This window comes from Bacteroides cellulosilyticus DSM 14838, from assembly GCF_000158035.1.
GTDB lineage: Bacteria > Bacteroidota > Bacteroidia > Bacteroidales > Bacteroidaceae > Bacteroides > Bacteroides cellulosilyticus.
Genome location: NZ_EQ973495.1, coordinates 720,085 through 731,841, shown reverse-complemented (window position 1 = coordinate 731,841; position 11,757 = coordinate 720,085). Strand labels below are relative to the sequence as shown.

Here is an 11,757-nt window from a genome sequence, read left to right as displayed (position 1 = left end):
AGTTCATTCTCAAACTCATCATAATCATTGTTTTCCATCTTGTGGCGGCAAACTTGTAATAAGTAGATAATATCTTCCGTAACGTCAGAGAACTCACCTTTCTGAATGGTATCCAATGGCTTGAAGTTATTGTCGATATGTTCGAGACAAGGTTCACAGAGACGTCCGATGCTATATACCAGTTCGCTGGCGAAATCATTGCCTTGATAGTAGTAAAGACCTTTTTCCAATACCGTATTGTTGTCCAGGCGACACATGGCGAGGGTGCCGGTACGTTTCATCTGCTTAATGAGTTGTTTTTCAAATTTCACAGAACCCATGGAACGACGTAATCCGCGAAGGTTTTCGTGCAGGAATGCCGTTACGGTACGTTCTAAGTTTTCTTCGGTAAATGCCAGTACCTTCACTAACTCTTCACGGGTATGTTTACGCAGCAGTTCCAGAATTTCTGCATTGTTGCTACTCTGCATCAGCTGTTTGATGGTTTCATTCCCTTTTTCTTTAGCTTTGCGTTTCTTGTACATCACCTGGCTACGAATCAGTGAGAATATTGCCAAGCCAATCAGCGCGATGATGGCAAATGTACCACCGAAGTGGATTATCATGGCAACGAAGAAACAGATGGTAAATGCGGCACCGGCTGTAATAAACCAGCCACCAATCACACTAAGTACACCTGTGATACGGAATACGGCAGAGTCACGTCCCCAGGCACGGTCGGCGAGGGAAGTACCCATGGCAACCATGAAAGTCACATAAGTGGTGGAAAGAGGTAATTTTAATGAAGTACCCAATGCAATGAGCAGACCTGCCAATACCAAGTTTACTGAAGCGCGAACCAGATCGAATGCAGCACCATCGGCAAGGATGGCCTCGTCTTTGCGGAAGCGGGTGTCGAGCCAACTCTTCATACCTTCAGGCATCACTTTAGAAATATTATTGGACATTGTCATACTTAAACGTACCAGTGTGCGGGCAATCGGCGTGCTTCCGAAGTTCTCTTCTCCTTCATCCTGGCGGGCAAGGTCGACGGAAGTCTTGATTACATTATGTGCTTTTTTAGAAGTGCAGAGAGCGTATACCATGATGATACCTGCTCCGAAGAGAAAATACCAGGGTGTTTTGGCGGGACCGAGAAGTGAGGACATCAGGAAACCGTCCGGCGAACTGCCTGCTCCATTAGTGGTAAAGTCGATGAAAGAAGAATATCCGGCTAAAGGTACACCTATGAAGTTTACAAGGTCATTGCCAGCAAAAGCGAGAGCCAGGGCGAAAGTACCCAACAAAACCACTACTTTGAATACATTGATTTTGAGCCAGTGCAGTACTTGCATGAGTATCGTGAAAAATATAAAACAGAAACCGATCAGCATAACTGTGTTGTCCTGTATCCATTGTTTGTTGTCGGGGGTCATGAATGAGCTGTCCTTCAAACCTTTTATCAGCATGAAATAGATGATGGACGTAACGGCGATACCTCCGAATATCCCGATGCTGTATTTCATTTTCTTCTTGTAGTTGAAAGTGAACACCACGCGTGCCAGCCATTGTACCAGCATACCGAAGAAGAAAGCGATAGCGACAGAAACGAAGATTGCCATAATGACGGATAGTGCTTTGTCTGTATTGATGAGATCGCCAAGTCCCAGCGTATCACTGCCTTGCACCTTGATCAGTGCCAATGCGAATGTACCTCCGAGTAACTCGAATACCATGGAGACGGTAGTGGAAGTCGGCATACCCATTGTGTTGAAGACGTCCAGCAGCACAACGTCCGTCAGCATTACGGCAAGCAGGATGCACATGATTTCGGCAAAGTAGAAATGCTGTGGTTGATAGATACCGTGCCGGGCGATGTCCATCATTCCATTGGACAACGCTGCACCGATGAATACGCCTAAACCGGCGATAAACAGTACGGTTTTGAAAGAAGCAGCCTTTGCTCCGACTGACGATTGAAGAAAATTGACAGCATCATTACTGACGCCCACAATGAGGTCGAACACCGCAAGGACGAACAGAAAGATGACAATGCATAGATAAATAGTTTCCATAATAATGTATTTTATTTCTGGCTGCAAAGGAACGTAAATCGTGTTGCAGAGAAATGTCATACATATTACATAGATGTTACAAAACTATTCAGTCTTCTCCTTCAGGTATTCATAAAAAGTATATTGTGAACGTACTTTTTCCTTTTGTGGATGAGCTGATTTCCAACAGTTACGCAGATTCTCATCTACAAAACAGGCTTTACGCTTATCTGAGAGCTGGATAGAAAGCATATCTATCAGTTCCTGCTTTGCATCCGGGTCCAGTATGGGGGTGACGGCCTCGATGCGACGGTACAGGTTACGCCGCATCCAGTCCGGTGAGCCGAGGAATAGTTTCGGATTTCCTCCATTACCGAAATACCATATACGTGCGTGTTCCAGAAATGTATCCACAATACGTGTGACACGAATGTTACGACTGTATGTTTGCCCCGGTATCAGGCAGCAGATGCCCCGGACGATCAGGTCTATTTCCACACCGGCTTGCGAGGCTTCATACAGACGGTTTATCATGGTAGGATCTTGCAGTGCATTCATCTTTAGTATGATGCGACCGGCTTTTCCTTTTTTCGCCAGCTCCATTTCATGATCAATCAGACGGTTCAGTTCCGGTATCAGGTTAAAACGGGCTACCAGTAAGCGGTGGAACTTCAGATTCTCTTTACCTTGCAGGGTACGGAACAAGTTGTACAGATCGTTCACGATGATCCGATTACAGGTAAATAGACCACTGTCTGCGTAGAGCGTAGCAGTCTTTTCATTGAAGTTACCGGTGCTGATATAGGCATAACTGGTTAGTTTTTTCCCTTCTGCGTCGCGCCGAAGAACGAGGGCAACCTTGGCATGTACCTTTAATTTAGGAATACTATATATGATATTAATGCCCGAAGCTTTCATCATTTCAGCAGTGGCAAGGTTGTTTTCTTCGTCGAAGCGGGCTTTCAGTTCCACAAAAACAGTAACCTTTTTGCCATTCTGTGCGGCGGCTATCAGAGTGTTGATTACAGCTGAGTTCTCGGCAACCCGGTATTGTGTTACCATGATTTCACGCACGGTAGGTTCGTGTACGGCTTCGTACAGGAAGTGGATGAAATGTTCGAATGAATGGTAAGGATAATGTAGTAGCAAATCCTTTTTCTCCACATAGCGGAATATGGATTCCCGTTCATCAAGGCAGGTCAGTTTCATCGGTTGCGGCTTCCGTATAGGGTGTATATTGGGGTTGGGATTAGGCAAATGGCGTAAGTCTTCCAGGTTGAGGTGTTTGTCTCCCGGAACCAACTCGCGGCGGTCGATATGGAAAGCGTCTACCAGGAAATCAAGAAAATCCTGCGGCATGGCACGGTCGTACACAAAGCGGCATACATCTCCTATCTTGCGTTTCTTTACTTTAGTCTTTACCTGTTCGATGATTTCGGAAGTGTTGGCGGCATCGTCTATCAGTATATCCGCATCGCGAGAAATCTTGATGCAATAACTGCTTTCTACATCATAGCCCGGGAAGATAACATCCAGATTAGCCTTGATGATATCCTCTATGAACATCAGATAATAGTTGTTTCCTACTTTGGGCAACTCTATGAAACGTGGAACTTTGCTGTACGGCTGTTTCATTACGAAATATTGCGTACGTCCCGGAGCACCGGGCGGCAATCCTTTCTGTTGAAGACGGACGGCAAGATACAGACGATTATCGCGCAGAAATGAAATGACCTTGTCCTTGGACACCGGCACAGGTTGCAGGAACGGGAAAATCTCTTCCCGGAAGAAACGACGTACGAAGTCGTGATGGAAGGGTTCCACATTTCGGCTCTGATAGAAAATGATATGATTTTTCTTCAGGGCAGGAAGTATCTTTTGCTCGTAGATACGGATACGATCCTCCATTTGGCGGTTTACTTCAAGGTTTATCGCATCCACCAGTTCGATGGTAGACTGTACGGTTTCCTCGTCACTTTGTGCAGCACCGGTAGCTATAGCTTTATGGTCGGCAACGCGTATTTTGTAGAATTCTTCCAGGTTGGAAGAATAAATGGATATAAAGTTAATGCGTTCATACAGAGGCAAGGTGTCATCTTCTGCTTCCAATAGAACACGGTAATTGAATGACAGCCAACTAATGTCCCGTTTAAAATATTGATATTGGTTTTCCATACTCATCAAGATTTTCCCAAATATAGTTACCTTTGCACAGATAAACAAAAGAAAGATGACAAAAGTTGGTTTATTATCCGATACACACGGATATTGGGATGAAAAGTATCTGCAATATTTCGAAACGTGTGATGAAATCTGGCATGCCGGTGACATCGGTTCGCTGGAAGTGGCGCAGAAGTTGGCGGCATTCCGTCCTTTCCGTGCCGTGTATGGCAACATTGACGGGCAAGACATCCGTCAGGTCTATCCGCAAATCAATCGTTTTACTATTGACGGTGCCGAAGTGTTGATAAAACATATTGGCGGCTATCCGGGCAATTACGATCCTTCCATACGGGGAAGCATTCTGGTGCGTCCGCCCAAACTTTTCATTAGCGGACATTCTCATATATTGAAGGTGAAGTATGACAAAACACTGGATATGCTGCACATTAATCCGGGTGCCGCAGGTATTTCCGGATTCCATAAGGTACGCACAATGGTCCGTTTCATTGTTGACAATGGAGTGTTCAAGGATCTTGAAGTAATAGAGTTGGCAGGTTGAGAAAGCTCCTAAAAATAAATTAAATTATTTTGTACTACATTTGCTTTGCATTATCTTTGCGACTTGAATAGCAAATTGAGAGCCGTGGGGCTTGGTCCTCCTTCTTATTTTATTCTATATTTGTATCAACCGAAAAAAGAACTGAAATATGAAAGGAATTATTCTTGCCGGTGGTAGCGCCACCCGCCTTTACCCCTTATCAAAGGCTATTTCCAAGCAGATTATGCCGGTTTATGACAAGCCGATGATTTACTATCCGCTTTCCACGCTTATGTTGGCGGGGATACGCGAAGTGTTGATTATTTCCACTCCACGTGACTTACCCATGTTTCGCGAATTGCTCGGTACGGGTGAAGAGCTCGGAATGTCCTTCTCTTATAAGATACAGGAGAAACCTAACGGACTGGCACAGGCTTTTGTCCTGGGTGCCGAGTTTCTAAATGGTGAACCGGGATGTCTTATCCTAGGTGATAATATGTTCTACGGCCAGGGCTTCTCTGCTATGTTGAAGCGTGCCGCTTCGATAGAAAAAGGCGCATGTATCTTCGGCTATTATGTAAAGGACCCACGTGCCTATGGCGTGGTGGAATTCGATGCCGACGGCAAAGCCATTTCGCTCGAAGAGAAGCCTGCGCAACCCAAAAGCAACTATGCCGTGCCCGGTCTTTATTTCTATGACTCTACTGTCACTGCCAAGGCTGCCGCTTTGAAACCATCTGCCCGTGGCGAATATGAAATCACCGATCTTAACCGCTTGTATCTTGATGAAGGCACACTGAAAGTAGAAATCTTCGGCCGTGGTTTCGCATGGCTCGATACGGGTAACTGCGACAGTCTGCTGGAAGCAAGCAACTTTGTGGCTACCATACAGAACCGACAAGGTTTCCGCGTCAGCTGTATCGAAGAAATAGCCTGGCGCAAAGGTTGGATAGATGCCGATCAGTTATATCGTCTTGGTGAACAACTCGGCAAAACGGAATACGGTACATACCTGATGGAACTTGCCAATTCTCACCGTTGAGAAAATCATAAATTATAAATTATAAATCATAAATCAATGAAGACTTATCTCGTAACCGGTGCAGCCGGGTTTATTGGCGCGAATTATATCAAGCACATTCTGGCAAAGCATGATGATGTCAAGCTTGTGATATTGGATGCTTTGACTTATGCCGGCAACCTCGGTACCATCGCCAAAGACATTGATGATGAACGTTGTATCTTTGTGAAGGGTGACATTTGCGACCGTGTATTGGCTGACGAACTGTTTGCCAAGTTCAAATTCGACTATGTGGTGAACTTTGCCGCTGAAAGTCATGTAGACCGCAGTATTGAAAATCCGCAGCTTTTCCTGGTTACTAACATTCTGGGTACGCAGAACCTGCTGGATGCAGCGCGTCGTGCCTGGGTGACGGGTAAGGATGAAAATGGTTATCCTACCTGGCGCAAGGGTGTACGCTATCATCAGGTTTCTACCGATGAAGTGTATGGCTCATTGGGTGCCGAAGGATACTTCACAGAGCAAACTCCGCTTTGTCCGCACAGTCCTTACAGTGCTTCCAAAACAAGTGCCGATATGGTGGTTATGGCTTATCATGATACGTATAAGATGCCGGTAACCATTACCCGCTGCTCCAATAACTACGGTCCGTATCATTTCCCCGAAAAGTTGATTCCGCTGATTATCAAGAATATTCTGGAAGGCAAGAAGCTTCCTGTTTATGGTGACGGTAGCAATGTGCGCGACTGGTTGTATGTGGAAGACCACTGCAAAGCTATCGACCTGGTAGTTCGCGAAGGCGTAGAAGGTGAAGTCTACAATGTAGGCGGTCATAATGAAAAGACCAACCTCGAAATCGTGAAGTTAACTATTGCCACTATCCACCGATTGATGACGGAGAAACCGGAATATCGTGAAGTTCTAAAGAAGAAAGTGAAGGATGAAGACGGTCAGATTGATATCAGCTGGATTAATGAAGACTTGATTACCTTCGTGAAAGACCGTCTCGGCCATGACCAGCGATATGCCATTGATCCGGCAAAGATCACTGCCGCTTTAGGCTGGTATCCCGAAACGAAATTCGAAGACGGTATCGTGAAGACTATCGAGTGGTATCTGAATAATCAGGACTGGGTGGAAGAAGTAACCAGCGGTGATTATCAGCACTATTACGAGAAGATGTACGGAAAGAGATGATGTTAGTGATTAACGGTTAGTGATTGCTATTATAACACTAAGAAGAATCCCCATAAACAGCATATTGCGCGAAGTCTCGCCCAGTATGCTGTTTAATTTTTTACCGCTTCGTATCTTTACCATACGTTTCCAGGTAGTTACGTGGAAATAAAGGTAGGTGAAAGGCATGAAGATACCTGCATAGTTCCAGCCTTGGGCAAACCAGAAGGAAAGCAATGTCGCGATGATGCCGAGCCAGAGGTAAAGGTATCTGCCGAAAGGTTCTCCGAAACGGACGATGAGCGTACGTTTTCCGCTGAGGGCATCCTGATCACGGTCGCGATAATTGTTCACAACTAATAAGGTATCTATTACCAGTCCGCTGATGAGCGAAGCAATGATGACGTTTGGGGTGAATGTATATGCCTGCACATAATATGTGCCGCCTACCGGAACAAAGCCGAAGAATATCAGCACCAGTAAGTCGCCCCAACCTTGATAGGAGAGGACGGTGGTATAAAGGAAGGCAAATATTACGCAGAATACTCCCAGCACAATGAGTTCCCATCCTCCGTGAGGCAGTTCTCCCCAACTTGTGTATAGCAATCCGAGACCGGAAATGCAGGACAAAATGACGATGACACCGATTCCCACTTTCATGGCTCCCGGTGTAATCCAGCCTTGTGCGCAGGCACGTTCCGGGCCCAGGCGGTCGGTACGGTCGGTACCTTTCAGGAAGTCGAAGAGGTCGTTGATGAAGTTGGCGGCGATCTGCATACCGCAGGCAAAGAGCATACACAGCAGAGCGGGAACAATTTTGAATTGTCCGTCGGCAAATGCCAGTGAAGTACCTATCATCACAGGAATGATAGCTCCCGTCAAGGTTTTGGGACGGGCTGCAAGGAGCCATGCATGGGGGGAATTCTGTTTGATCTCTTTCATATTCCGGTTTTAGAAGTAAGTTATCATTTACCAATTTTGTAGCAAAGATACAGAAAATGCCTATCTTTGTATTCGTTTATGATGAATAATGTGCTCACTTGCGATGAATAATATACTTGCCTATGATGAAGAATTTATTTTATATATGTATCCTTTCCTTACTATTCTTTTCTTCCTGTAAGTCGGGTAGCAGTATGTTTTCGTCTTCCAAGTCCGGTTCCGGATATAAAGGCATCAGTCGGGTAAGGACTTATGAATTTACCCATCCCGATGTACCAACTGCTTTCGATGGTTTTCGTATTGCCTTTATATCCGACTTGCATTATAGAAGTCTTTTCAAAGAGAAGGGATTGGCTAATTTAGTCAAGTTGCTCAATAATCAGCATGCAGATGCATTGTTGATAGGTGGTGACTTGCATGAAGGTTGCGAATATGTTCAGCCCCTTTTGGCTGCCCTGTCCGGGGTGAAAACACCGATGGGGACGTATGTCGTACTGGGCAATAATGACTATGAAGCCTGTTATGATGATATTGTACGTGGATTGCAGAAGTACGGTATGCACTTGCTGGAACATAAAGTAGATACTTTGAGACGGGACGGAGAAGAAATTTTGATTGCCGGCGTACGTAATCCTTTCAATTTAAAGAAGAATGGCACATCTCCCACACTTGGACTTTCACCCGATGATTTTGTCATTCTGCTGACGCATACGCCTGACTATGCGGAAGATGTTCCCATTACGAATACCGATCTCGTACTTGCCGGACATACTCATGGAGGACAGGTCACTCTATTTGGCTTGTACGCACCAATCATTCCATCCCATTATGGCAAGCGTTTCCGCACCGGATTGAAATACAACTCGCATCACATACCGATGATTATAACCAATGGCATCGGTACATCCAATAAGAACATCCGGCTCTTTGCGCCCAGCGAAGTGGTGATGATCATACTGCATCAGCAGAAAGACTAATACCTACTGATGCAGATGGCATCTTTTGCATGTTCACTCACCGGGTAAGAGCACAATACCCAGCTTCTTCTTGCCATCCATCTTTACTGTTACAGGTTGTTCGAAGTGGACATGCCGCAGATACTTGCTTTCGTGTACGGCCGGTTGTGCATTCAGGAAGTCCTGATCATACACGCCATCATTCATAAAGGCATTAATAGTGAAGTAGCCTACACCGAAAGAAGTCAGGTTCTGGAAGAAGTGGGTCCCTTGGCTGGGATCTACGCGATAATTCGTCAATCCGGCTTCCACAATGACGCGGGCAGCACTGATATGTGGCCATTTTACAGGAATACCCAGCCATGTGTCACTGCTACCCCAACGTCCGGGACCAACGAGAACATAGTTCCTGCCTTCATCAAGGAATTGTTGGTTCAGTTTCTCTATTTCCCAGGCAATCTCTTGATTGTGTGATGCGCTGTAATCATCCGTCTTCACATAGATGACATCATAGATATCATTCATAATTCCATGTCCCAGGGAATTGTTGGAGCGAAGCAGTACTTTATCGTCAGGTATGGCTGTCAGATCTTCGTCCAGCATCTCTTTCGTATCTACGATGGGGCGTATCTGCAACAGGTAGAAAGTACCCGATTTGTCCTGTTCCCGACTCATGGTGGCGGCAAATTCTATTTCAACGGGGCGGCGCATTTCCTGTTCACCGTATTTCAGTACCAGTTGCAGTATGCGTGCCAACGGGAAAACGTCGTGTTGCAGGATATTGGCGAAGGTGATGACTTTGCGCCCGCCGGGATATAGACCGTCGCGAATAATCTGGTCGTAGGGATCGTAGGTAGAGGCTATATAATTCAGTGCTCCGTCCTTTTCCGCCTCTTTCACGTGCAGTTTCAACAGGTTGAAGCCGTCGTCCATAGAGAAATCGTGTCCGGCATTACGCAGGTCGAGAGCGTAGAAACGGGTTTGCGTCTCTTTCAGTGCTATTTCCATTTCGCTGGTCTGCAATATCTGGTGGGGATGATAGGGAGAGAAGCGGAGTGTCATACCACCGTCTACGATATATTTTCCCAAACCGAGGGCGAGGTTCACAGTACCTTCTTCGGCTTTTTCATCACCGATAGGATAATAGTTCAGCGAGCGTGCCACACCGGACATACTGGGGTAGTAACGGTCACCATATTGGTTGCCGACTACCTCTTGCAGAATGACCGCCATCTTTTCCTGGTCGATGACATTGCTTGTGGCCTGCATATATGCTTTACTGTCGCGGAAGTAGACCGAAGCGTACACGCCTTTTATGGCATCGGACAACATACGGAGCATTTCGTATTTATCATCCAGATAGGGGATCATATACGTATTGTATATTCCGGCAAAAGGTTGATAGTGTGAATCTTCCAGCAAAGAAGACGAACGAATGGCAAGCGGAGACTTCACTACATCAAAGAAGGTAAAAAAGTCTTCTACCAGTCGGTCGGGTAACTTCGCTTTCAGGAAGTATCGCAGGATCACATCGTCCTCCGCATCCGAAAGGGCTACTTGATACAGATTGTTTGTCTCCATAAACTCGTCGAAGACATCAGTACAGAGCACTACGGTCTTGGGAATGGCAACGCGGGCGTTATCGAATTCTTCGAATTCAGGGTGATGCTTCACCATATTGTCGATGAAAGCGAGGCCGCGCCCTTTACCTCCCAATGAGCCGTCACCGATGCGGGCGAAGTTGGAGTAGCGGTCGAAACGGTCACGCTTGAACACGGCTACCACACCCTGGTTCTTCATCTTACGGTATTTTACAATTGCTTCGAAGATGATTTTACGGTGGGCGTCCACATCCTGCAAACTGTTCCAGGTGATAGGTTTCAGAAATTCAGCTACCGGGAACATGGCGCGTGAATAGAGCCAACGGCTGACATGGTTGCGGCTGATATGATAAAGGAATGACTCTGCCGGTACGGCAAAAAGGATGTTTTGTAATTCCTTCAGGTTCTTTACACGGGCTATCTCTTCCAGTGTGTCGGGATTGCGGAAGATAAAGTCGCCGAAACCGAAATTGTCCGATACGATGCGGCGCAGGTCTACGTCCATCTTCTTGGAATTCTTATCGATAAAGGCGGCACCATATTTTGAAGCATAAAGCGCATTCTCCGATTCGGACGACTGAATGATGAGCGGTACGAAGGGATCTTCCTTACGGATGGCAGCGCAAAGCTTGATACCGGCAAGTCCGTCCTTTTCACCACGTTCCACACGTGGAAAGCGGACATCGGTAATGACTCCTAATATATTATTTTTGTATTTCTCGTAAATGCCTATAGCTTCTTCATACGTACGGGCCAGTACAATCTTCGGACGTCCACGCATACGCAACGTGCGCTGGTGGGCGTTCAATGCTTCGGTGCTGAACTCTTGGCTCTGTTTCAATACGAACTTATAGAGGTTGGGCAATATGGATGAATAAAAACGGATACCGTCCTCCACAACCAGAATCACCTGCACACCTACTTCATTTACGTCGTGTTCCAGGTTCATCTTGTCCTCTATCAGTTTGATGATAGACACCAGTAGGTCCGTGTTTCCCAGCCAGCAGAAGATATATTCGAAAGGACTCAGGTCTTCGTTGGCGATGCGTTTGGTGATACCGTGGCTGAAAGGGGTCAGTATCACCATAGGAATATGTTCGTAAAGGCTCTTGATGTGTCGCGCCACATCGAAACTGTCGTTATCTCCCGTTCCCGGCATACAGATGATGAGATCGAATGGTACGGTAGAGAGTTGTGCCAAGGCTTCCTCGCAAGTCGATACCTGGGTAAAGCGGGGTGGATAGCGCAGAGAAAGTGAAGTATATTCATTAAAGATTTTTTCGTCAATGCGTCCGTCGTCTTCCAGCATGAAAGCATCATAAGGATT

General features: G+C 46.1%; 8 protein-coding genes. 4 read left to right on the top strand and 4 right to left on the bottom strand.

The features are described 5' to 3' along the window. Together BACCELL_RS25050 and BACCELL_RS25045 are read right to left on the bottom strand one after the other, a co-directional pair. Positions 1-2,054, bottom strand: a 2,054-nt coding sequence (locus tag BACCELL_RS25050; protein ID WP_044154417.1) for an inorganic phosphate transporter, incomplete at its 3' end; no start/stop codon positions are given. An 84-nt stretch (positions 2,055-2,138) separates the two neighbouring features. Then, positions 2,139-4,208, bottom strand: a complete 2,070-nt coding sequence (locus tag BACCELL_RS25045) for an RNA degradosome polyphosphate kinase (RefSeq protein ID WP_022208178.1) — start codon at positions 4,206-4,208, stop codon at positions 2,139-2,141. 55 nt (positions 4,209-4,263) lie between these two features. Between BACCELL_RS25045 and BACCELL_RS25040 the strand changes: the two genes are divergently transcribed. The 3 genes from BACCELL_RS25040 (at position 4,264) to rfbB (ending at position 6,952) form a co-directional block, all read left to right on the top strand. Beyond that, the gene (locus BACCELL_RS25040; RefSeq protein WP_007214973.1) at positions 4,264-4,755 is read left to right on the top strand and encodes a metallophosphoesterase family protein; all 492 of its coding nucleotides are present in this window, start codon (positions 4,264-4,266) and stop codon (positions 4,753-4,755) included. A 148-nt stretch (positions 4,756-4,903) separates the two neighbouring features. Continuing rightward, complete coding sequence (gene rfbA, locus BACCELL_RS25035) at positions 4,904-5,776, top strand: glucose-1-phosphate thymidylyltransferase RfbA (protein WP_007214972.1); 873 nt, start codon at positions 4,904-4,906, stop codon at positions 5,774-5,776. A 36-nt stretch (positions 5,777-5,812) separates the two neighbouring features. Further along, entirely contained in the window at positions 5,813-6,952 is a 1,140-nt protein-coding gene (gene rfbB / locus BACCELL_RS25030) for a dTDP-glucose 4,6-dehydratase (protein WP_007214971.1), read from the top strand. 9 nt (positions 6,953-6,961) lie between these two features. On the opposite strand, the gene menA is transcribed toward rfbB, so the two are convergent. Next, positions 6,962-7,873, bottom strand: a complete 912-nt coding sequence (gene menA, locus BACCELL_RS25025; RefSeq protein WP_007214970.1) for a 1,4-dihydroxy-2-naphthoate octaprenyltransferase — start codon at positions 7,871-7,873, stop codon at positions 6,962-6,964. 125 nt (positions 7,874-7,998) lie between these two features. Here menA and BACCELL_RS25020 point away from each other — a divergent pair, with 125 nt between their 5' ends. Continuing rightward, positions 7,999-8,850 (top strand): metallophosphoesterase, encoded by an 852-nt coding sequence (locus tag BACCELL_RS25020; protein WP_369796071.1) that lies wholly within the window; start codon positions 7,999-8,001, stop codon positions 8,848-8,850. Between the two features lie 33 nt (positions 8,851-8,883). Here the strand turns inward: BACCELL_RS25020 and BACCELL_RS25015 are convergent. Next, the coding region (locus BACCELL_RS25015; RefSeq protein WP_007214968.1) for a PEP/pyruvate-binding domain-containing protein at positions 8,884-11,757 on the bottom strand (2,874 nt) is incomplete at its 5' end.

What these genes read in the sequence shown, in the direction of transcription:
- menA (WP_007214970.1), bottom strand. Translation starts at nt 7,873, where the DNA reads ATGAAAGAGATCAAACAGAATTCCCCCCATGCATGGCTCCTTGCAGCC.
- BACCELL_RS25045 (WP_022208178.1), bottom strand. Translation starts at nt 4,208, where the DNA reads ATGGAAAACCAATATCAATATTTTAAACGGGACATTAGTTGGCTGTCA.
- rfbA (WP_007214972.1), top strand. Translation starts at nt 4,904, where the DNA reads ATGAAAGGAATTATTCTTGCCGGTGGTAGCGCCACCCGCCTTTACCCC.
- BACCELL_RS25020 (WP_369796071.1), top strand. Translation starts at nt 7,999, where the DNA reads ATGAAGAATTTATTTTATATATGTATCCTTTCCTTACTATTCTTTTCT.
- BACCELL_RS25040 (WP_007214973.1), top strand. Translation starts at nt 4,264, where the DNA reads ATGACAAAAGTTGGTTTATTATCCGATACACACGGATATTGGGATGAA.
- rfbB (WP_007214971.1), top strand. Translation starts at nt 5,813, where the DNA reads ATGAAGACTTATCTCGTAACCGGTGCAGCCGGGTTTATTGGCGCGAAT.